We start from the raw sequence: 22,011 nt of genomic DNA on the forward strand, positions 1-22,011 counted from the left end.
GCTCAGCTCATGACTTTTTAATTTCGTCTATTAGCTATTAACGTTCTCTTTTAGTATCAGGTTCTGTGCGTGGTCCTCGACTTTTTGCTCCTCTGCGTCTCTTGGATTTTGAAAGAAAGTCAAGATGTAAGTTAAGGTTATTGGCTTCTTTGATTAGGCTTTCTTTGGCCAGGCTCTCATTTTTAGCTTTTGATTCTTTTATTTGCGCCTTCCTTTCTTTGGTCTTTTCTTGTGTGGCTTTTATGTTTTCTTCTCTTGTTTTTTGTTCAATTTCAGATTTCATTAAAATCAAAATGTCTTCAAATGATTTTAGCATCTTGAAGTCATATTCTTTCGGTTTTTTCTCCAAGTCTTTCAGTAGTTTTTCTTTTTTTGCTGGATTGAATAGTTTGATTAGTTCTTTATAGTATTTGTTGATTGATACTATCTGTGCTTCTAAATTTTCGATAGATCTGTTGGCTCTAGTTATTAATTTTTTTGCTGTCTCTATGTTTGTGTTTTGGTCTTTACTGTCAACTATGCTGTTCAGCCTTTTTATTATTCCTGTAAGTTCTTTGATTCTTGTGGTTGTGCTTGAAAATTCTATTTCATAGGTTCCTTTTATTAGGGGTAGGATTTCTGGTAATTTTAATAAATCTTTAATGCTGTCCTTTTCTTCTATTAGTTCTATTAAGTATCTGATGTATTTTTTTCCATTATCTGTTGCTGTTAATCCAGTCCTTGTTTCAAGCCCAGTTTTTACAGATTCAATGGTTATTAAGTTTTTTTGATATCTTTCAATTGATGTGGTTAATAGTCTTTGTGACATTGCGATAAATGTTTTTGAATCTGTTCTTTCTGCTATTGCCTGTAATACAGAGGAGAGTTTCATTGTGTTTTGTGTTACTTTATCATCAGTTGTTTTAATGTTTGCGTTTTCATGTATGTCTTTAATAAGCTGCATTCTGTCTTTTAGTTTCTGGTTTGAGTTTACCGCATACAGGAATTCTTCGTCTTCCGTTGGTGTGTAGCTTTCATTTATAGCTGTGTTGTAATCTTCCATGTCTTTGCTAGATAAGCTAAATAGTTGTAAAATCATGTCTGCTTTTTCATCATTCAATGAGTCTAAATCCAATTCTTCAGCTGCCGCTTCAATTTTTTCTAAAGTGAGACTTGCTTTTTGGAGTTTGCTAATTGCGATTGTTGCATTTTGAAGCTTTTGTGTGGCAATAATCGTGTTGGTTTTTTTGTCAACGCTGGTGTTAGGTTTGGCAGCTTTTGTTTTTTGATTGGCAAGGTCTAATGCTATTTCTGATATTTTTTCTATAATATCAGGGCTCAATATATCGGCACCAATATTTTTGATTTTTATCTGTTCTGCAAGCTGTGCATCATCTTTGGATGATTCATTTCCGGATGCTTTTGGTGGCGGTGGCGGTGGCGGTGGTGGAGGAGGTGGAGGTGGAGGTGGAGCTGGCTTAGAATCTTCATTGATCACATCTTGTTCTTCATCCTGTGTCAGTTCATCTATTGTTTGTGTTGATATGTTTCTGATTTCTACCTCTCTTTTTTCTAAATTGGAGTTCTTCTTTGTAAGTGTTTCTGTGGAAGAATTTTTATCAGAAAACTGCTCGTTATTGCTGGTTTCTAATCCGTCGGTCTTATTTTCCCCTTCCCCTTCCCCTTCCTCTTCGACTATCGTTGTTAAAGTCGAGCCGGTCCTGTTTTTTATTGATGGGGCAGGGTAGCGATTTTTTAAAGGAATAGGGGAAGGTTCAGAGACGTCGTTTGTCGCACCGAAAGGTGGAACCTGACCAGTAAGTCGATTCCAAGGTTGAGTGTTACCTGTTGCTCCAGTAACGGTATTGCCATTAGGGGCTTGATCAGTTAAATCAGAGCTACCTTTTATGTCAGAGAACGATGAGGAGCCCTGTTCGACAGGAATGCCTAATCGATTACTTGTTGCAGGTGTTAAATCAGTAGGGGAGGCCTCTGTAGTATTAGTAAATGGGGTGTTTCTATACGCAACCCCATGCCCTGCGACCAAGGATGCTGAGCTATTATTAGCTCTATCGTTAGGCAATGTTGGTTGTGAATACATTGTCGTGCCAGCAGTGCTCTCTTTTCTGTCTTTATAACTGGGTAACTCTTTACGTCGATTTTTCCAGTTCTCTAATCCTGTAATATGCTCTTCATTCATGAAACTATTGGTTTTGGCTAAAGGTGGAGTTTCATCTAACGAAGTGTTACTTGAGTTTATGTTCTCGGGGGCAGAAGAGTTTGTATCCGTATAATAATCGTCATTAGGCTGATCGACATTGTAACTAGCATCTGAGGTTTCACCACCATAGGATCTTAATAATGAATCATCCGAACTAGTGAGTGATGATAAGGGTGCATCTGCGTTAAAGCTTGCTACCGCATTGAATTGCCCTGAAGGTGACTCGCCATCACTTTCAGGTTCTTTTATATCTACAACAGCATGGCCAGCTTCATTGTCTGGTAGAGTGTGTTTTTCCGTTTCTTCTGCTGTTTTATTTAAATTCGCTATGAAGGCAAGCTTTTGTTGTCGCCTTAAAGCTGTCCCAGATAGTTTACCCTTACTTTGTTCCATCTCTGCATTGAGGTACTCTGCTTGCTGTTCTTTAAATGTTTTGCGATCTGATGCTGGTACCTGTTCAGGTCTAGGAGCTCTGCTTCTTTTAGAGACTCTTGTTTTCCAGTTATTTTCATCTTCTGCGTTGACCAAGTGGTCAAAAGAGCTGGTGGCGTCACTCTTAAACGGTATCGTCTGTTCTGGTGGCGGAAAGGTCTTCGGCAGCCCTTCATCGGCAGGGTATCTACTGTCATTTTCGAAAACGTCTTCATCTTCAGTGTGATTCTTATCAGCCAGACTTGGAGGTATTGTTTGCGATACCTTTGCAGCTTTTATTGGGTCTAAGTGTGTTGTCAAAGAAACTAGTTGATCATCAGAACCTTCTGAAGCACTCAAGGAATATGTTTCAGAAGAGAACTCTGATGAATCTGAAGAGGCTGCAGGTGTTTTGTCAGCAGTATCGTCATCACTGCTGAAGTCATCGTCCGATGGTGAAGGAGTACGGAAACCTTCATCATGAGTAGGATCTATATTGAAGTTGAACAAAACCAGAGGCGTATTGCTGACAGACTCCCCCCCATTTAATTCTTCGATTATCGGTACAAGTCCATCAGTGATTTTCTCTGAAGTGGTGGCACCGTCACATTTAGCCTTTTTGACATAATTACTAAGAGGAGATGTGTCATTTAAGAATTGAGAGTTTCGGTTCTTTTGGAAGCAGTAATAGTGTGTGCGTTTATCTTTGTCCTCTGTGTCGTCATCATCTGGAAGCTCTGTAATCGCAGGTAAAAGGTTTGGTTCTTTAAGCTGTTGGCAAAAGTTTTTTTGTCTGAGAATAGATTGTATTTCTGAATCAGTATTGCCAAGGTGGATGTTTTTAACTTCATCGGGGAAATAATGAGGGATACAGCATAGTTCAATGTCACCACGATTGATTAAGTAGTTTTTTTTGTCAAGCATTAAATAGATGTTGAAATGCTCTTTACTGTTGCTTTCTGATGAAAGCCCACTGCTTGCAAAGGCTTTGTGTACTATTTCTAAAACATCATACTTATCCAGAGGGTTTTTTTGCTCTCGCTTAAGTTGTATTTCTTTAAACATTATATCTTTAAGATTTTTTAAAAGAGCAGTTGATGAATCTTTGTTGAGTTGGCTATTAATTTGTCCGGCAAAAAAATCTGATTCACTCTCCTGGTCTTTGTCAAGAACTACCCAGGCGATAGATTGAATGTTACCGACACGTTCAGGATTACTCAGTAATTCAAATTTTGTATCCTGGAAGTCAACTTTATTTTTTGCAAAAATAATGTCGGCTTCATCACGAGAGAAGTAATCTGAAGGGGGTGTTGCTCTCGGGGGAGTCGCGAAAGATGGCGCTGTTAATGCTGGTATTTCTTTAGGTATTGTTTCACCCGTGTCTGCCAGATCTCTCAATACAGGGTCTGGTAAAGAATGTGGTAACGTTTTTGGTGTTTTTGCACTCGTTGCTTCTTTAGGGCGACTTGGCAGTTTGGCTTCTCGGTCAGAAGGTTTATGCTGTTGTTTATTCAGGTTGTAGAGTTTGAAATGCCCGCCAGAATTATTATCGCTAGCATTAGGTGCTCTCATTTCAAGATTCGATCTTGTTGGGTAATCAGGCAAGTATGGGGTGATATCTATTACTTCTTTGCTCTTAGGTTTGTATGTGATTTCTTCAGATTCAGGTTTGAGCTCGAGAAGTTCGGCCGTTGTATTTTCTATATCGTTCTTTATCTTTTTTGATAGTGTTGTAAGTTTTTCGTCTTTGAACGCATCATCCATTTTTTTGATTTGAATGCCAAGCTCGCCGAGTAATCTGAAAAGCTCTGCCTCATTGAGTTTACTATCAGGAGGAATGATAGACACATCTTCTCCATTGATACCCTCGTATTGATAAGAAATCGAGAAGCCAAAATCTTTGTTTAAGCGTGATAGATTATTTTTAAGACTGCCTAAGTCGCCAACAAGCGGTTTTATTCTTTCTAGTGATTTTAATAAATCACTTTTTTCTTCAAGCGTCGCCAGATAATCTTTTTCCGTTCGGAGCAAGTTTTCCAGTGCTTCTGGTGAGTTTGATTGATTCTCTACGAGCCGCTCATGAAGACCTGTGCCCTCTATGTCATGCTCGGCTGGTGGTATAAAGTTTGATACAGGTTTTTGGTGAGCAGGCTGTTTCGAAGGCTCTTGCTCGGTTAGCTCGTCGTGATGAACCCTTTGTAATGGATTAACCCCACCTGCATTTGTTGGTTTAGTTGCCATCCTTGTGCTCTCTATAGTCGCTTGTTTTTACATTATCTGAGTATAGCTGAGTGAATTTTGATATATATAAGCTATAAGTAGCAGGAAGATTTAGATCTTTGGTTGTTATATAATCAATTGTTTTTATTGAATATTTATCGTTTTTTCTGCCATTATGAATGGTCAAACAGCATCATAATATTGGAGCAGAGACGGTGGCGATTTTGGAATTTGACTGATGAGTAGAAGTGATAACGCAGTTCAGCGTTTCCTTTTTGAAAACACGGATATTCGTGGAGAAGTGGTTTCTCTGAATGAAAGTTATGTGGCTGCGCTGGCCTCCCATGACTATCCGGAAGTAATTCGTAAGCTTCTGGGAGAGTTGATTGCCTCCGCAGTATTGTTGAGTACAACTCTGAAATTTGACGGGCTTTTGACGCTTCAGGCTCGTGGCGAAGGCGCGCTATCCCTTTTGATGGTGGAGTGTACAGATCAAAAGTCCTTCCGTGCAGTGGCTCAGTTTAAAGAAGGTATCACCGAATCGTCCATGCAGGATTTGCTGGGCAGGGCGAGCCTGCTGATTACGGTCGATCCGGTAAAAGGTCAACGATATCAAGGGATTGTGCCTCTGGAAAAAGAGAGTCTGGCCGCCAGCCTTGAGGATTATTTTACCCAGTCCGTTCAGTTAAAAACGCGCCTTTGGCTGGCCTGTGATGGCAAAACGGCTGCAGGCTTTTTACTGCAGGCTCTGCCCGCCAGTGCTGAGCTTTCTGAAGAAGACCGCTCTGAATCCTGGAATCGCATGACGGCTCTGGCAGAAACCACTCAGGCTGAAGAGTTACTGGATTTGGATCATGAGACTTTATTAGTTCGTCTTTTCCATGAAGAAACCGTTCGGGTATTCGATAGCGAGCCGGTTAAGTTTGCCTGCACTTGTTCCTGGGAGCGCAGCGCGAAAATCATCAGTACTTTGGACCGTAAAGAAGTCGAAACGATTGTTGAAGAAGAAGGGCAGGTTGCTATGGATTGCCAGTTCTGTAATCAGCAATATGCTTTTGGTAAAGACGATATTGATGCGATCTTCAGCCATAAAACACCTCTGCACTGACAGTTTATAATGGGAGAGTCAGGATGCCACTGTGGCTCCTGCCTCTTTGCCATTATTCCGGGTGGATTTCTCTCTACCGTTCTTCGAAAAATTGATCTGCAGCAAAATATCGATCCTTATAAAGGATTACTGTCATTAGTGCTCGATTAACAATCGGCGCAAAATAAAGGGCGATTTTCCTCCAGAAACACTGGTACTTATATTTCAATAACTAGCCGAATGCCCTATTATCTGCGCCACAAGAATTATCATAATTTAACATCATAAAACGTTAAGTTGAGTATTGCCTTAGGAGAACTTTGCATGACCCATGTAAACGTAAAGGAAGCCCTGGCTGCAGTTGGGATTACGGATGTCCCGGAAGTTGTCTATAACCCCTCCTATGAAATACTGTTTCAGGAAGAAACCCGGCCAGAGCTGGAGGGGTATGAAAAAGGCATTGTCACCGAAATGGGGGCGGTCTCAGTGGACACCGGTATTTTCACCGGTCGATCTCCTAAAGATAAGTTCATCGTAAAAGACGACACCACACGTGACACTATCTGGTGGTCGGATCAAGGTAAAAACGATAACAAACCCATTACCGAAGCAATCTGGGCCGATCTCAAAGGTCTGGTAACCAATCAACTGTCTGGTAAACGCTTATTCGTCATTGATGGTTTCTGCGGAGCCAACCCGGAAACGCGCCTGAGTGTTCGCTTTGTCACTGAAGTGGCCTGGCAGGCGCACTTTGTGAAGAATATGTTTATTCGCCCAGATGCTGCTGATCTGGAAAGCTTTGAGCCAGACTTCATCGTGATGAACGGCGCCAAGTGCACCAATCCGAATTGGGAAAAACAGGGGCTGAACTCTGAGAACTTTGTCGCCTTTAACCTGACTGAACGGATTCAGGTAATCGGTGGAACCTGGTACGGCGGCGAAATGAAAAAAGGTATGTTCTCGATTATGAACTACCTGTTGCCACTGCGCGGCATCGCCTCCATGCATTGCTCTGCCAACGTTGGTGAAGATGGTGATACTGCTATTTTCTTCGGTCTTTCTGGTACCGGTAAGACGACACTGTCCGCAGATCCAAAACGCGCATTGATTGGTGATGATGAGCACGGCTGGGACGACGATGGTATCTTCAACTTTGAAGGTGGCTGCTACGCCAAAACCATCAACCTCAGAGAAGAAAATGAGCCGGAGATTTTCCACGCCATCCGCCGTGATGCCTTGTTGGAAAACGTTTCTGTGAGCGCCGATGGTAAAATCGATTTTGACGATAACTCCAAAACCGAGAATACCCGGGTTTCTTACCCGCTTTATCACATTGAAAACATTGTTAAGCCCGTTTCCAAAGCTGGTCATGCTCAGAAGGTGATCTTCCTGACTGCTGATGCCTTTGGTGTTTTGCCTCCGGTTTCTTGCCTGACGCCAGAGCAAACCAAATACCACTTCCTCTCAGGCTTCACTGCCAAACTGGCGGGAACCGAGCGTGGTATTACTGAGCCAACACCAACGTTTTCATCCTGCTTTGGTGCGGCGTTCCTGTCACTTCACCCAACCCGCTACGCGCAGGAGTTGGTGAAGAAGATGGAAGCCAACGGTGCCACTGCGTATCTGGTGAACACTGGCTGGAACGGTTCTGGCAAACGCATCTCCATCAAAGCGACTCGCGCAATTATTGATGCAATCCTCGATGGCTCTATCGATAAAGCGGAAACCAACGCTCTGCCATTCTTTGGTTTGCACGTGCCGCAACAGGTAGAAGGTGTGGACGATGGTATCCTGAACCCTCAGGACACCTACGAAGATCCAGCTGAGTGGGAACGCAAGGCTCGAGATCTGGCTGATCGCTTCATTACCAACTTCGTGAAGTTCACAGACAATGACGAAGGTAAGGCGCTGGTAGCCGCAGGTCCGTCACTGGACTGACATCACAATTGTGATGCCGGATGAAAGGGAAGCACTGTCTTCCCTTTTTTTATGCTTCCAAGGTGTGCAGGCTTCGTTATAATTGACCGTTTTCACTGGTAATGAGTGTGATTTGATGGAGAGTATCTCTCAGCGTATTGCGGAAGAGTTAGGTGCGAGACCTGAACAGGTCACCAGTGCGGTACAACTTTTGGATGATGGGTCCACGGTTCCTTTTATTGCCCGTTATCGTAAAGAGGTCACTGGCGGTCTGGACGATACTCAGCTGAGAACGCTGGAAGAACGTCTTCGTTATCTTCGTGAGCTTGAAGACCGTCGCGAAACCATTCTTAAAAGTATTATTGAGCAGGAAAAGCTCACCCCTGAGTTAGAAAAGGACATTCGTTCCGCTGACACCAAAACCCGTCTTGAAGATCTTTATCTGCCTTACAAGCCTAAGCGTCGGACCAAGGCTCAGATTGCCCGTGAGGCAGGTTTGGAACCTCTGGCAGATATGTTGTTCGATACGCCTGAAAAAGATCCTGAAGCAGAAGCTGCTGCATTTGTTGATGCAGAGAAAGGCGTTGCCGATGTGAAGGCAGCACTGGAAGGCGCTCGCTACATTCTGATGGAACGCTTCAGCGAAAACGCTGAGCTGCTTGGCAAGCTCCGTGACCTGCTTTGGAACGATGGCATTCTTAGCAGCCGTGGTGTGGAAGGTAAGGAAGAAGAAGGCGCAAAATTCCGAGATTACTTTGAGCACGACGAAGCACTGAAACGTGTGCCTTCTCACCGTGCTCTGGCGATTTTCCGTGGTCGCAACGAAGGTGTGCTTCAGGCCAGCATTAAACTGGCTGATGAGCCGGAAGACCGTCGCGCTACTCATCCTTGTGAAAAGTTGGTTGCTGATTTCTGGAAAGTGGAACACAAAGGCCGTGCGGGTGACGATTGGCTGAAAGATGTGGTTCGTTGGACATGGCGGGTGAAGTTACTGTCTCAGCTGGAAACCGAGCTGATGACCCGCATTCGCGAAAACTCTGAAGAAGAAGCCATCAAAGTCTTCGCTAAAAACCTGAAAGACTTGATGTTGGCGGCACCGGCTGGTTTGCGTCCAACACTTGGTTTAGACCCAGGTTTGAGAACCGGCGTAAAAGTTGCCGTTGTGGATGGCACCGGCAAATTGGTGGAATACACGACAATTTATCCACACGCACCACAGAAGAAGTGGAAAGAAGCGCTGGGTACTCTGGCAACATTGTGCCTCACTCATCAGGTAGAGCTGGTAAGTATTGGTAATGGCACTGCTTCCCGTGAGACAGATCGTCTGGCGGCTGAACTGATGCGCAGCTATCCAAAACTGAATCTGACCAAAATTGTGGTCAGCGAAGCAGGCGCATCGGTTTATTCCGCTTCTGAATTGGCTGCCCGTGAATTCCCGGATTTGGATGTTTCTATCCGTGGCGCAGTATCCATCGCCCGTCGTCTGCAAGATCCATTGGCGGAGCTGGTGAAGATTGAACCGAAAGCCATTGGTGTTGGTCAGTATCAGCACGATGTTAGCCAGACAAATCTATCGCGCTCTCTGGAAGCGGTGGTAGAGGATTGTGTAAACGCCGTTGGTGTTGATTTGAATACCGCCTCCAGCCCATTGCTGGCTCGAGTATCCGGTTTGAACCGCACGCTGGCTGACAACATTGTTGCGTATCGTGATGCAAACGGTACGTTCAAAAGCCGTAAAGATCTGAAGAAAGTGACCCGCTTCGGTGAGAAAACCTTCGAACAGGCTGCGGGTTTCCTGCGGGTGATGAATGGCGAAAACCCACTGGACAGTTCTTCCGTTCACCCGGAAGCGTATCCGCTGGTTGAACGAATCGCCGGAAATTCACAACGTGACGTTCGTGGCTTGATTGGTGACTCAGCTTTCCTGAGAACGTTGAACGCTGCTGACTTCACCGATGAAACCTTCGGTGTGCCAACGGTTACTGACATCATTGCTGAACTGGACAAACCAGGCCGTGACCCACGCCCTGACTTTAAAGCCGCAGAGTTTAAAGATGGCGTCGAAGATATCCGTGATCTTAAGTTGAACATGGAGCTGGAAGGTGTCGTGACCAACGTCACTAATTTTGGTGCGTTTGTTGATGTGGGCGTGCATCAAGATGGTCTGGTACACATCTCTGCGCTGTCTGAAAACTTTGTCAAAGACCCTGCTGAGGTGGTGAAAGCAGGCGACATTGTCAAAGTAAAAGTGATGGAAGTGGATGTGCCGCGTAAGCGTATTGGTCTGACCATGAGAATGTCTGATAAAGCTGAGCAGGTTGCAGAAGCTCGTCAGCAACCTCGTAAAACCCAGTCAGACAAACCTGCAGGTCGTAAACCGCAAGGGGCAAGTCAGCCTGCAAGCCGAAGTAAGAAACAGCAAAACGCCGGTGGAACTCTTGCGGATATCTTCGCAAATGCAAAGCAGTTGCGTAAGTGATGGCTTGAAGGCCATATAAACGACAGTTGCTACCAATAACAGAAAGCCAGATGCATGATGTGTCTGGCTTTCTGCTAAACAGGCTCTTTGTATTGGACCGCAGGAAGTAAAAGATTTTATAGGGTGGCGCTGTTATCATTACTTCTTTAAAGAACGTGATCAAAGACTAAACTGATTACTGCTTTCAGGTGTCGTGCTCCTCCCCGGAATTATCGCACTGATACTTGACCTAATTATTGGATTTTTACATTGGCTACTGATTATCAGGATCGTCTGGAGCTGCTCCGGTCCCATGCTAATAACTCGATGCTTCGTGGTATTTGTCACGGGATTGAACGGGAATGTCTCAGAGTCACGTCTGATGGACGTCTTGCCAAAACCTCTCATAATGAATCCCTTGGCAGGGCGCTGACCCACCCTTACATCACCACCGATTACTCCGAAGCACTGCTTGAGTTTATAACCCCTGTACATTGTCGCGTAGATGATACTCTGACTTTCTTGCAGCAATTGCATCAATTCACCTGGCAAAATATTGATGGTGAGTTGCTTTGGCCTGGCAGTATGCCGCCCTTGTTGGAAGGTGATGAAAATATTCCTATCGCCCAATATGGCAGCTCCAATATTGGCACCATGAAAAGCGTGTACCGGGAAGGTTTGTGGCATCGCTATGGTAAGCCGATGCAGACTATCGCGGGCATACACTATAACTTTTCACTGCCTGAAGCGTTTTGGGACGTGATAGGCGAAGATGTTGAAGACGCGGATCGTGTGTCCGTTGGTTATTTCGGCATGATTCGAAACTTCCGCCGTTACTCTTGGCTATTAATGTATCTGTTTGGTGCCTCACCTGTCGTGCACAGAAGCTTTTTTGCTGATGATGCTGAGGGCGGTGAAAAGTCCGGGCTGGAAGCACTGGACGATGACGCTCTGTATCTTCCGTACGCAACCTCACTCCGTATGAGTGATATGGGTTATAGCAATGATGCGCAGTCATCCTTAAGCATTTGCTATAACACGCTGGATGAATACGTTGATTGTCTGACCAAAGCCATTCGCACGCCTTATCCGCCTTATGAAGCGATTGGCTTGAAGTCGGGTGATAAGTATCTACAACTGAACACTAATGTGTTGCAGATTGAAAACGAGTATTACAGCAATATTCGTCCTAAACGGGTTACTCGTTCCGGTGAAAAGCCGGTTACCGCTCTTCGTAATGAAGGTGTTGAGTATATTGAAGTGCGTTGTCTGGACATCAATCCGTTTGAACCTCTTGGATTGAGTGAGCAAGACGCGCACTTTCTTGATGTCTTCCTTCTTTATTGTGCGCTCCAACCTAGTAAGCCGATTCTTGAAGCGGAATGCATGGAAATTACGGGTAACTTTAAGCGCGTTGTGCTGGAAGGTCGTCGTCCAGATTTGGAACTTCAAAATGCAGGTCAGATGCTCTCCATGAAAAAATGGGGAACCCAGCTACTGGAAGAAATGTTGCCTATCGCTCAATTGCTGGATGAAGCCAATGAGCGCTCATTGTTTGCAGACAGTATCCATGGAGAACAGGCGAAGCTTGAGGATGTATCCTTAACGCCATCTGCAAAGGTGCTGAGTGCATTACAGTCTGGGGGTATGGGGTATCTGGAATTCATGCTCTCTTTATCTAAACAGCACGCCGATATCACCTACAGTGAAAAATTGAGCGCTGAACGTACCAGCTATTTTGAAGAGGTTGCAGGGCGATCCATTGAAGATCAATTAGTCAGAGAAAGTAGTGATGACAGAAGCTTTGATGAATTCCTTAAGGGATATATGGCTTCGGAAGTTTAACGTTCATTGAATTGAACGTAAGTGGTAATGGCTTATTTTTAGATCAGGAAAAGGATTTCCAGTCTATTAAAATACTGTTTTATCATTAAAGTCTGCTGTTTTAATAATTAAATATAATTTACCAGAGACTAATAAGCCCTATTCCTTAGCAAACATGCAGATTTCGCAAAACTTGCAATTGTTTTTTTTATATGGTGAGAAAAATAAACCCTTGCCGCAAAAAATCCAGTGTCATAACCTAGCACTTTAAATACCTACTAAAGGTACTTAAGTGGTCCCGTTCACGCAGAAGAGATCTAACTGTTAAGAGGAACTGTTTATCATGCTGAAGGGTTGCCAAACGGCAAAAGAACGCTGGGGAGGAGTATCAGAAATTATTGATCGCTGGCTCAGCGAACGACAGGAGTTGATTGTGCTCTACTGTTCCATAAATGGAATGGATCAATTTGATGATGACAACCGCCCGGTAGCGAACAAATTAAAAGAACTGTGTCAGATTCTGGTGGATTATGTTTCTGCAGGGCACTTTGAAGTGTATGAGCAGCTAATTCAGGAAGCGCTGGAGCATAAAGATAAAAGTGGCGAGTTTGTTCTCGATATCATTCCCAGGTTAGAAGAAAATACCTCGAAGTGTTTGAGCTTTAATGATAGCTGCGAGTCTATCAGTTCCCTTCAAAGACTTCAGGAATCCGTTTCAGAACTTGGAGAAGCATTGGAAGAGCGGTTCAGCCTGGAAGATAAAATGATAGAGATATTGCATGAACCGCACAGAGAAAAACTGTCTGGTTAAAGTGCTTTAAGCGTATTTTTTAACAAGCTGCATGGTATAAATGCCTGTGGCTTTTTTTATTTTTTTGATTTTTCGGTGAATATTTTTTTTGTTGAGCTTTTTCTACTGCTTCTTCTATCTCTGTTAAGAATATACTTTAAATAAAGTGTTTTTCTATTAACAATGAATACGGATGTCATCTGACTACTTCCTGAATTAATCATTTTGCGTAAAAAAAACACTTTAATTACTAAAAAAAAATTTGCAGATGACGAATAAGCACTCTATGTTGGAATTAAAGCTGGGTATAAATTGCTCGGTTTTTATAACGATGTTCTAACTACTAGTAGATTGGATAATTCAGAACGAGGGACGACCCATGCCTGCAACAAGGAAGACTGCAGCCAAAAAAAGCACTGCCAGGAAGGCACCTGCTAAAAAGGCAACAGCAAAGAAAAAGACCACAGCCAAGAAGACTGTTAGAAAAGTCGACATGGTTAAGAAGTGGGAAAAAGAAGTTGATGCACTGAAGAAAAAGCTGGAAAAAGCGCGTGAAGCGCTGAAGAAAGCAAAAGCCAGTGCTAAAAAGAAAGCAGATGCGGCAAAGAAAGCAGAAGCTAAGAAAAAAGCTGCTGCCAAGAAAAAAGCCACTGCTAAAAAGAAAACCACTGCTAAAAAAGCTGCTGTCAAAAAAACAGCGTCTAAAAGAAAGACTGCTGCTAAAAAGAAGGTAGCTACCAAGAAGAAGGCTACGGCTAAGAAAAAAGTAGTTAAGAAAAAGCCAGTAGCTAAAAAGAAAGTTGCCAAGAAAAAAGTAGCGGCTAAGAGAAAGCCTGCAGCCAAGAAAAAAGCACCTGCTCGTAAGGCGGCTGCTAAGAAGGCTCCGGCTCGTAAGGCAACCGCTAAGAAAAAGCCTGCAGCTAAGAAAAAGGCGCCAGCTCGTAAAGCAGCTCCTAAGAGAAAGGCTCCGGCCAGAAGAGTTGCCAAGAAGAAGTAATCAAGTTGGATGTTCTACGCTAAAGGGGGATTTTGATCCCCCTTTTTTAATATCTGAAATAAACCCCGCCAAAACAGTTCGTAATCTCTCTCTTCCCCAATATAATGCCCGGCATGATCACATTAAACTCAATCAGCCTATTAAGATCCGGCAAACTCCTGCTGGAGGATGCTTCCGTTACCATCCATTCTGGCCAGCATGTTGGGCTGGTTGGAGCGAATGGGTGTGGAAAATCCAGTCTGCTCGCATTGCTGACGGGCGATTTGCAGCCGGATAAAGGCGATCTCCACTTTGATAAAGGTCGGGGATTGGCTCATATGGCTCAGGAAATAGAAGCCCTGGGTAGAAATGCGGTAGACTATGTTCTTGATGGTGACACAGAATTGCGTCGAATCGAGCAGAAAATAGCCGATGCCGAAACATCCGGTGCCCACGACAAACTGGCCGATTTGCATGAGCAGTTATTGAGAGCCGATGGCTATACAGCGCGATCACGTGCCGAGCAGCTATTGCATGGACTTGGGTTCAATCATGATGTGTTGAATAAAAGCGTCAGTGATTTTTCCGGTGGCTGGCGAATGCGCCTGAATCTGGCAAAAACCCTGATGAGTCCATCCGATATTATGTTGTTGGATGAGCCGACTAACCACTTGGATCTCGATGCGATTGTCTGGCTGGAAAGCTTTTTAAAGCGCTACCCAGGCACCTTACTGATTATTTCACACGACCGTGATTTTCTGGATGAGACAACAGATCACACCTTGCATATTGAACAGAAGACGCTGAACCAATATCGAGGCAATTATTCTGCATTTGAAACGCTGCGAGCTCAAAGGCTGGAACAGCAGCAAGCCGTTTTCGAGAAACAGCAAAAAGTGCGTGCTCATATGGAGAAGTTTGTTGAGCGTTTTCGTGCCAAGGCATCCAAAGCCAAGCAAGCCCAAAGCCGATTGAAAGCACTTTCAAGATTGGAAGATATCTCAGCCGCTCATGTTGATTCACCGTTTTCTTTCTCGTTCCCTGAGTCGGACAAAATGTCGTCTCCATTGCTGGTTCTGGATAAGGCTGAATTGGGGTACGGCGAAAAGACACTGCTGCAGTTGAGTATGAATATCCAGCCCGGTAGTCGCATTGGTTTGCTTGGGGCAAATGGTGCGGGTAAGTCCACTTTGATTCGCTCTCTGGCAGGAGAGTTGCCTCTGCTCGCGGGTGAAGTGCATCAGGGAGAACATTTAAGTGTTGGTTACTTTGCCCAGCATCAGTTAGAAAGCCTCGATTTTCAGGCAACTCCTCTTCTGCATTTGCAACGATTGTCGCCTAATGCCCGGGAGCAGGAATTACGAAACTTCCTGGGAGGTTTTGGTTTCCACGGTGATAAAGCCGTTGAAGTGATCCAAGGGTTTTCGGGTGGAGAAAAAGCCCGTCTTGCATTGGCTATTATTGGTTGGCAGAAACCTAATTTGTTGTTGCTGGACGAACCCACCAACCATCTTGATCTGGATATGCGTTTGGCACTGACTATGGCGTTGCAGTCTTTCGAAGGCGCAATGATTCTGGTGTCTCACGACAGAAACCTGATTCGCAGTACGACGGATGAACTCTATCTTGTACATGATGGTCGCATGGAAAGTTACGAAGGTGATCTGGAAGATTACAGCCAGTGGCTAGTTCAGCTACGAACTCGGGAAAAGAACGAATCCCGTGCAGCCAGAACCGAAGAAAAGGGTGTGTCGTCCAGTTCTGCTCAGCAAAGAAAAGATGCTAAACGACAGGAGGCTGAAAGACGTCAGGCTTTACGTCCGCTAAGGCAAAAAGCGGAAAATCTGGAAAAACAGCTTGAAGGTCTTCAGGTTTCATTGGAGGAAGTTGAAGCATCATTATCAGATTCATCGTTGTATGAGGAATCCGCCAAAGATCAGTTAAAAGGTTTGCTGGGTCGACAAGCTGATATCAAGTGTCAGATGGTCGAGATAGAAGAAGCCTGGATGGAAGCGCTGGAAGAATTGGAATCTGCCGAAATGGGTTGAATCATTTCTTAAGAAAAGAGTTTCAGGGGCTGAATGCCCCTGATATCAGGCGACTGCTTCTTCTTCCTGACTTGTTTCTTCTTCAGAAACCACATCAAGCTTGCCAAGCAGCGCAGAAACACGATCGGCCCAAGCGGACAGTTCCTGTTTCAGCTGAGTGTTTTCTTCCTCAAGACGGGAATTGGCAGAGCGGAGGTCTTCGACTTCCATTCTGGACAGTTCCAATTTATCTATCAGGTTTTGCAGCCTTGATTCCAGCTGACCAAGAGATTCAATAGACATAGCGACAATGACACCGAAAAACAGTGAAAGATGATTGAATAGTTTGCACTATTGCGGATAGTTACGATAGCACTGATTGTATCAGTGTGGCTGTCCGAAAGTAGTTTAAATAAGAATAACTCAGAAAAGCCTGACTATACTCTATTTGTTTTATGTATTTATCCGTAAATGGATAAGTACACTGTCTGAAAGTTCAACGCTGAATGGCTTCAAATAGTTAGTCAGCGTCTTGTATCTATTTCGAGCCTGCTTTTGAGAATTTTGGATATCGTATTCCGAGCCCTCTGTAAGGAACAAAGCAGTACCCAGAAGCATCAGGCTTCGGGAGTTTTAAATGAACGAAAATACACAGCCCTGTGCCAGAATTATTTCTGATCTGAATGTAGAAGATGAAGCACTGAGAGCATTTTATGTATCCCTGATGAATCGGCAGAGTGTGGATGATTATATTCATACACAACACCTGCATTTTTGTTCGCGGCAAGTTGAAGGTTGTTTTCTGAATCATGTTCTGGCGCTTACAGAGCTGGCATTAGAAGCGCCAACAATCAGGTAGCTCAATCGAGCTGACAATCAATCAATTAGCGGATACACTCCCATTGCTTTCTTTCAGTTTCCTCTGCCGCTTTTGGCGCTAGAGGGAGCGTTTTGGTCACTAATAAAAAGCCTGATAAAGCAATGCCTGAAGTAATCCCTTCTGACTCAGTTGGGTTGGTCGAGCCGAAAGCAATCTGGTTTGATCAACCTCTGGCTCTAAATTGCGGTGAAGTGCTGGACGGATTCCAGCTAATGATCGAAACCTATGGTCAGCTGAATGAGTCCCACTCCAATGCGATTCTGATTTGCCATGCGCTGAGCGGCCATCATCACGCCGCGGGCTACCACTCCATGGAAGAGCGCAAGCCCGGCTGGTGGGATAACTGCATTGGCCCGGGAAAACCCATCGATACCAATCGATTTTTTGTGGTTGCTCTGAATAATCTGGGTGGGTGTCATGGCAGTACCGGGCCCACCAGTGAGAACCCGAAAACGGGTAAAGCCTACGGCCCTGATTTTCCGGTAGTCACGGTGAGTGACTGGGTGAGCAGTCAGGCGATGCTGGCAGACTATTTAGGTATTGGTCAGTGGGCGGCTGTCGTCGGTGGCAGCCTTGGTGGTATGCAGGCGCTGCAATGGTCTATTACCTATCCAGAAAGATTACGCCACGCCGTTATCATTGCGTCAGCGGCTCGGCTGTCAGCCCAAAATATTGCTTTTAACGAAGTGGCTCGTCAGGCGATTATGTCTGATGAACAGTTTTTAAATGGACGTTACCTCGAAGAAAACACGATTCCCCGCAAGGGGCTTGGCCTGGCTCGGATGGTCGGGCACATCACCTATCTGTCTGACGATTCCATGGGTGCCAAGTTTGGGCGGGAAATGAAAAACGACAGCCTGAGCTATGACTACAACGTGGATTTCCAGATAGAGAGTTATCTTCGTTATCAGGGTGAAAGTTTTTCAGAAATGTTTGATGCCAATACTTACCTGTTAATGACCCGGGCGCTGGACTATTTTGATCCTGCTGCAGAGTTTGGCGACAGTCTTCCAAAGGCGCTTGGCAATGCAACCGCTAAATTTTTTCTGGCGTCGTTTTCCACCGACTGGCGTTTTTCACCGGAGCGTTCGAGGGAAATTGTCGATGCGCTGATGGAAGCGGACAGATGCGTCACTTATCTGGAAGTGGATGCGCCACAGGGACACGATGCTTTCTTGATGGATATTCCAAGATACACCCGAGGGTTAGCGGCTTATATGAATCGCGTGGCGGAGGATTGCCAATGACGACTCGTGGAGATCTGGACATCATCCGCAAATGGGTGGCACCAACAAGTCGGGTGCTTGATTTGGCCTGCGGTGACGGTCAGTTGTTGTATGAATTGCAAAAAGAAAAGCAGGTGACGGGTTACGGCCTTGAAATCAATTCGCAGGACATTGAGGCCTGTATTGATAAAGGGGTAAACGTTGTAGAGCAGAACCTGGATCGCGGGCTGGGGAATTTCAAAACAGGCAGTTTCGATACTGTGATTATGACTCAGGCGCTGCAGGTGATGCACTTTCCGCATCTTGTTCTGGAAGAAATGCTGAGAGTTGGACGGCAATGTATTGTTACCTTTCCGAACTTTGGTCACTGGCGCTGTCGTGTACACTTGGCCGCCAACGGTCGGATGCCAGTATCCAAGTACATGCCTTACACTTGGTACGACACACCCAATATACACTTTTGTACCTTTCGGGACTTTGAAGCGTTGTGTCGGGAAAAGAATTATCGGGTATTGAACCGAATGGTCGTGGATCAGTCATATCAAAATGGCGTGTTTGCCAATGTCTGGCCAAACCTGATGGGAGAAGTAGCCATTTATCATTTGACGATGGCGGAGGGGGAATCGTAATGGCATTAACCAAACAATTGAAGCAAGCAGGGATATTTATTGTCTTTGTATTACTGACCAGCCTTGCAAAGGCAAATGATAACATTCCAGCCGCTCGGGCTCTGGATAACGAGCCGGAAAGGTTCGGCAACTATGAAGTGTACTTCAGTGCGTTTAATAGCACGTTTATTACCCCGGATGTGGCGGATCAGTATAATCTCCGCCGTGGTGAGCGTTATGGCATTGTGAATATTGCCATTCGTGACGTGTCAGAAGGCGAACTTGGTAAAGCCGTGACCGGAACCATTGCTGGGCACTCAATGAATTTACTGACCCAGAAAAAGGGGTTGGAATTTTCCGAAGTGAAAGAAGGCGGCGCTATTTATTATCTGGCTGACTTCAAATTCTCCGATAAAGAACTGCTAAAATTCGTCATTGATGTTAAGCCCCAAGACAGTCTGAAAAGCGAGACATTGCGCTTTGAGCAGACGTTTTATCAGTAAAGATTTTTAGAATAGAGAGATATTATGGCCAGGGATATTCGCCAGGTCGTGCTTGCCAGTGGTAACAAGGGCAAGCTGGCAGAATTCCAGCGACTTCTGGAGCCGCTTTATATCCAGATGCAGCCTCAAAGCGAGTTTGGTATTGGGGTTACATTGCCTGAAGCAGAAGAAACTGGGCTGACATTCGTGGAAAATGCCATCCTGAAAGCCCGCTATGCAGCAAAGATCTCCGGCCTGCCAGTGATTGCTGATGATTCCGGGCTTGAGGTGGATTACCTGAATGGCGAGCCTGGCATTTACTCTGCACGCTATGCAGGATCAGAAGCTTCTGATGCAGACAACAACCAAAAGCTGCTGCAAAAGCTTGCCGGTGTTAAGTTTGCAGAGCGAACAGCGCGTTTCCATTGTGTGCTGGTTTACCTTCGTCACGAGCATGACCCAACGCCCATCATTGCTCACGGCAAGTGGGAAGGTTTTGTTATTGAAGAAGCGCTGGGTGATCACGGATTTGGTTATGATCCTTTGTTTATGGTGCCCACAGAACACAAAACGGCCGCTGAATTACCATCAGAAGTTAAAAATCAATTAAGCCACCGCGCTCAGGCTTTGCAAAAGCTGATCAGTAGCCTGAAGGAGCTGAATAACTGAGGCTGCAAACGCCTCGGTGATGGACTTTATGTTAACCCTTCCTCCCCTCAGTCTTTATATTCACGTGCCCTGGTGCGTGAAGAAATGCCCTTATTGTGACTTCAACTCCCACCGTTTGAATGGCGACATTCCGGAGGACGCGTATATCAGTGCACTGTTGCATGATTTCCAGAGTGAGCTGCCACAGGTTCAGGGACGCGCTATACACTCGATTTTTATTGGGGGTGGAACGCCTAGCCTATTATCAGGAAAAGCGTACCAGAGGCTGTTTGATGGTCTTCAGGCGCATGTCACCTTTACTGATGACATTGAAATCACCATGGAAGCCAACCCTGGCACCTATGAACATGATCGTTTCCAGTCGTATATCGAGGCGGGAGCGAACCGAATCTCTCTCGGTGTTCAAAGCTTTCAGGATGAAAAACTGCAAAAGCTTGGCCGAATCCACAGTGCTGCAGAAGCGTATCAGGCCATCAAGTCCATCATTGAAAGCGGCTTCACCAATATCAATATTGATTTGATGCATGGTTTGCCCAATCAATCTCTTGATGACGCGCTCCATGATCTTCAACGGGCCATTGACCTGAAACCTGCGCATATCTCCTGGTATCAGCTGACCATCGAACCAAACACAGTCTTCTACTCAAAAACACCTGTGCTCCCACCAGACGACACATTATGGGATATTCAGGAGGCAGGCCAGAAACTACTGGCGTCAGCGGGTTTTGAACAGTATGAGATTTCGGCATACAGTCAGGCTGACAAACGCTCAAGGCACAACCTGAACTATTGGCAGTTTGGGGATTACATGGGGATTGGTGCCGGTGCCCATGGCAAGCTGACTGATTTATCCACAGGCCAGATCATTCGTAACTGGAAAACCCGAATGCCAGCAGATTACTTAGCGGCAAATGATGAGCAGAAAGCCTTTGAAACAGGGCGGCGAACATTGGCGGTTGATGAGTTGCCTATCGAGTTTATGATGAATGTGCTGCGGTTGAATCATGGTGTTGAAAAGGGTTTGTACAGTGCAAGAACCGGTGACAGTCTGGACAGTATCAAAGCGTCGTTAGCACTGGCTCAGCAAAAAGGTTTGTTAGAGCCGCTTGAGCAAGGTCGCCTGCAACCCACCCCAACGGGCAGGTTGTTTCTGAACGACCTTTTGGAGCTATTTACTTAACTCTGCACTTAGGGGGCGTTACCAACTGGTCATCCAGCCAGTTGGTTATACAAACACTCAGGCAAGGCGAACGATGCAGGACATGGTGGCTCTATGTTCAAATCGTTCAACGCAGCATGAGTGTTTGTATAACCAACCCGAAGGGCCACCCATGATTTGCGCCATACAGCGTTACTCGCTGCTTATGTGGAATAACCACACAGCGCAGCTCGTGCCTTGCCTGGCGCAAACCATGGGTGGCTGGTTGTATGACCAGTTGGTAACGCCCCCTAGCTAAGGCGAGTGAACAGCAAATCCCAAACACCATGCCCCAAACGCTGACCACGTTTTTCAAACTTGGTCAGTGGGCGGAAATCCGGACGTGGTGAATAGCCATTTTCTTTATCCTGATTGTCATAGCCTTCTGCAGCGTTCATTACCTCCAGCATTTGCTCGGCGTAATTTTCCCAATCTGTCGCTAGATGAACAACGCCACCAATCGCCAGTTTTGGACGAATCATCTGGATAAACTCCGGCTGAATCAGACGACGCTTGTTATGACGCTTTTTGTGCCATGGGTCCGGGAAGTAAATCTGCACTCGAGACAGGCTGCCATCGGGTACGCATTGCTTAAGCACTTCAACGGCATCATCACAATAGCTGCGCAGGTTGCTAATGCCTGCCAGTCGCGCTTCATTTAGGAGGCTGCCAACACCTGGGCGATGCACTTCAATACCAATAAAGTGTTTATCGCTCTCCTGAGAAGCCATGGTCACCAGAGAGTGGCCCATGCCATAACCGATTTCCAGAACCCGTGGTGCCTGTTCCGGAAAAGCATTCAGGAAACCTTCAGTACCGCTTTCCAGAGACAGACCCCAGTTAGGCCAACACTCATCCCAGCCACGTTGTTGACCTGTAGTCATACGACCTGCGCGTAAGACAAAGCTTTTTATCCGGCGTTGATGGGGGTTGGTATCATGTGGGTTCTCAGCATCATCAACTGACTTAGTGATATCGTTCATTGGGGTTCTGAATCTGTGGAAATAACCGCGTAAGATACTGCCCACTCTTCAAAAT

At 45.3% G+C, this 22,011-nt stretch carries 16 protein-coding genes; 13 read left to right on the forward strand and 3 right to left on the reverse strand.

What is annotated here, in order from left to right; translation table 11 throughout:
* Nucleotides 1-37 precede the first annotated feature (37 nt).
* On the reverse strand, nucleotides 38-4,852 hold the full coding sequence (locus tag Q1B11_RS08545) for a hypothetical protein (protein WP_299730661.1): 4,815 nt from the start codon (nucleotides 4,850-4,852) through the stop codon (nucleotides 38-40).
* Between the two features lie 217 nt (nucleotides 4,853-5,069).
* Between Q1B11_RS08545 and hslO the strand changes: the two genes are divergently transcribed.
* From hslO to Q1B11_RS08580, 7 genes are all read left to right on the forward strand, one after another.
* A complete protein-coding gene (hslO, locus tag Q1B11_RS08550) occupies nucleotides 5,070-5,939 on the forward strand; it encodes an Hsp33 family molecular chaperone HslO (protein WP_299730665.1) in 870 nt (289 codons plus the stop codon).
* A gap of 303 nt (nucleotides 5,940-6,242) precedes the next feature.
* The gene (gene pckA / locus Q1B11_RS08555) at nucleotides 6,243-7,856 is read left to right on the forward strand and encodes a phosphoenolpyruvate carboxykinase (ATP) (protein WP_299730667.1); all 1,614 of its coding nucleotides are present in this window, start codon (nucleotides 6,243-6,245) and stop codon (nucleotides 7,854-7,856) included.
* Between the two features lie 115 nt (nucleotides 7,857-7,971).
* Entirely contained in the window at nucleotides 7,972-10,314 is a 2,343-nt protein-coding gene (locus Q1B11_RS08560; RefSeq protein ID WP_299730875.1) for a Tex family protein, read from the forward strand.
* Between the two features lie 249 nt (nucleotides 10,315-10,563).
* Entirely contained in the window at nucleotides 10,564-12,138 is a 1,575-nt protein-coding gene (gene gshA / locus Q1B11_RS08565) for a glutamate--cysteine ligase (protein ID WP_299730670.1), read from the forward strand.
* 322 nt (nucleotides 12,139-12,460) lie between these two features.
* Nucleotides 12,461-12,928: a sigma D regulator gene (gene rsd / locus Q1B11_RS08570; RefSeq protein ID WP_299730672.1), complete on the forward strand. Its 468-nt coding sequence runs from the start codon at nucleotides 12,461-12,463 to the stop codon at nucleotides 12,926-12,928.
* A gap of 358 nt (nucleotides 12,929-13,286) precedes the next feature.
* The gene (locus Q1B11_RS08575; protein WP_299730675.1) at nucleotides 13,287-13,904 is read left to right on the forward strand and encodes a hypothetical protein; all 618 of its coding nucleotides are present in this window, start codon (nucleotides 13,287-13,289) and stop codon (nucleotides 13,902-13,904) included.
* A gap of 113 nt (nucleotides 13,905-14,017) precedes the next feature.
* Complete coding sequence (locus Q1B11_RS08580) at nucleotides 14,018-15,931, forward strand: ATP-binding cassette domain-containing protein (RefSeq protein WP_299730678.1); 1,914 nt, start codon at nucleotides 14,018-14,020, stop codon at nucleotides 15,929-15,931.
* A gap of 45 nt (nucleotides 15,932-15,976) precedes the next feature.
* Here Q1B11_RS08580 and Q1B11_RS08585 read toward each other — a convergent pair whose 3' ends face one another.
* A complete protein-coding gene (locus Q1B11_RS08585; RefSeq protein ID WP_299730681.1) occupies nucleotides 15,977-16,213 on the reverse strand; it encodes a cell division protein ZapB in 237 nt (78 codons plus the stop codon).
* Nucleotides 16,214-16,547: 334 nt separating this feature from the next.
* Between Q1B11_RS08585 and Q1B11_RS08590 the strand changes: the two genes are divergently transcribed.
* The 6 genes from Q1B11_RS08590 to hemW all read left to right on the forward strand — a co-directional run bounded on the left by Q1B11_RS08590 (nucleotide 16,548) and on the right by hemW (nucleotide 20,955).
* Nucleotides 16,548-16,769, forward strand: coding sequence for a hypothetical protein (locus Q1B11_RS08590; protein WP_299730684.1), 222 nt, complete (start codon nucleotides 16,548-16,550; stop codon nucleotides 16,767-16,769).
* A gap of 122 nt (nucleotides 16,770-16,891) precedes the next feature.
* Entirely contained in the window at nucleotides 16,892-18,037 is a 1,146-nt protein-coding gene (locus tag Q1B11_RS08595; protein ID WP_299730687.1) for a homoserine O-acetyltransferase, read from the forward strand.
* Nucleotides 18,034-18,645, forward strand: coding sequence for a methionine biosynthesis protein MetW (gene metW, locus Q1B11_RS08600; RefSeq protein WP_299730690.1), 612 nt, complete (start codon nucleotides 18,034-18,036; stop codon nucleotides 18,643-18,645). The genes Q1B11_RS08595 and metW overlap by 4 nt, the downstream gene beginning before the upstream one ends.
* Entirely contained in the window at nucleotides 18,645-19,127 is a 483-nt protein-coding gene (locus tag Q1B11_RS08605; protein ID WP_299730693.1) for a DUF4426 domain-containing protein, read from the forward strand. Before metW ends, Q1B11_RS08605 begins: the two co-directional genes overlap by 1 nt.
* 24 nt (nucleotides 19,128-19,151) lie before the next feature.
* Nucleotides 19,152-19,775, forward strand: a complete 624-nt coding sequence (locus Q1B11_RS08610) for an XTP/dITP diphosphatase (protein WP_299730696.1) — start codon at nucleotides 19,152-19,154, stop codon at nucleotides 19,773-19,775.
* Nucleotides 19,776-19,803: 28 nt separating this feature from the next.
* Complete coding sequence (hemW, locus tag Q1B11_RS08615) at nucleotides 19,804-20,955, forward strand: radical SAM family heme chaperone HemW (RefSeq protein ID WP_299730699.1); 1,152 nt, start codon at nucleotides 19,804-19,806, stop codon at nucleotides 20,953-20,955.
* Between the two features lie 269 nt (nucleotides 20,956-21,224).
* On the opposite strand, the gene trmB is transcribed toward hemW, so the two are convergent.
* Nucleotides 21,225-21,956 (reverse strand): tRNA (guanosine(46)-N7)-methyltransferase TrmB, encoded by a 732-nt coding sequence (trmB, locus tag Q1B11_RS08620; RefSeq protein ID WP_299730702.1) that lies wholly within the window; start codon nucleotides 21,954-21,956, stop codon nucleotides 21,225-21,227.
* Between the last annotated feature and the right edge of the window lie 55 nt (nucleotides 21,957-22,011).

Source organism: uncultured Endozoicomonas sp. (assembly GCF_947495845.1).
In the GTDB taxonomy this organism is placed as follows: Bacteria; Pseudomonadota; Gammaproteobacteria; order Pseudomonadales; family Endozoicomonadaceae; genus Endozoicomonas.

Coding starts and splice junctions, on each gene's coding strand:
- trmB (WP_299730702.1), bottom strand. CDS start 21,956: ATGAACGATATCACTAAGTCAGTTGATGATGCTGAGAACCCACATGAT.
- Q1B11_RS08610 (WP_299730696.1), top strand. CDS start 19,152: ATGGCCAGGGATATTCGCCAGGTCGTGCTTGCCAGTGGTAACAAGGGC.
- Q1B11_RS08590 (WP_299730684.1), top strand. CDS start 16,548: ATGAACGAAAATACACAGCCCTGTGCCAGAATTATTTCTGATCTGAAT.
- Q1B11_RS08575 (WP_299730675.1), top strand. CDS start 13,287: ATGCCTGCAACAAGGAAGACTGCAGCCAAAAAAAGCACTGCCAGGAAG.
- Q1B11_RS08585 (WP_299730681.1), bottom strand. CDS start 16,213: ATGTCTATTGAATCTCTTGGTCAGCTGGAATCAAGGCTGCAAAACCTG.
- rsd (WP_299730672.1), top strand. CDS start 12,461: ATGCTGAAGGGTTGCCAAACGGCAAAAGAACGCTGGGGAGGAGTATCA.
- Q1B11_RS08595 (WP_299730687.1), top strand. CDS start 16,892: ATGCCTGAAGTAATCCCTTCTGACTCAGTTGGGTTGGTCGAGCCGAAA.
- Q1B11_RS08580 (WP_299730678.1), top strand. CDS start 14,018: ATGATCACATTAAACTCAATCAGCCTATTAAGATCCGGCAAACTCCTG.
- Q1B11_RS08560 (WP_299730875.1), top strand. CDS start 7,972: ATGGAGAGTATCTCTCAGCGTATTGCGGAAGAGTTAGGTGCGAGACCT.
- pckA (WP_299730667.1), top strand. CDS start 6,243: ATGACCCATGTAAACGTAAAGGAAGCCCTGGCTGCAGTTGGGATTACG.
- Q1B11_RS08545 (WP_299730661.1), bottom strand. CDS start 4,852: ATGGCAACTAAACCAACAAATGCAGGTGGGGTTAATCCATTACAAAGG.
- hemW (WP_299730699.1), top strand. CDS start 19,804: ATGTTAACCCTTCCTCCCCTCAGTCTTTATATTCACGTGCCCTGGTGC.
- Q1B11_RS08605 (WP_299730693.1), top strand. CDS start 18,645: ATGGCATTAACCAAACAATTGAAGCAAGCAGGGATATTTATTGTCTTT.
- hslO (WP_299730665.1), top strand. CDS start 5,070: ATGAGTAGAAGTGATAACGCAGTTCAGCGTTTCCTTTTTGAAAACACG.
- metW (WP_299730690.1), top strand. CDS start 18,034: ATGACGACTCGTGGAGATCTGGACATCATCCGCAAATGGGTGGCACCA.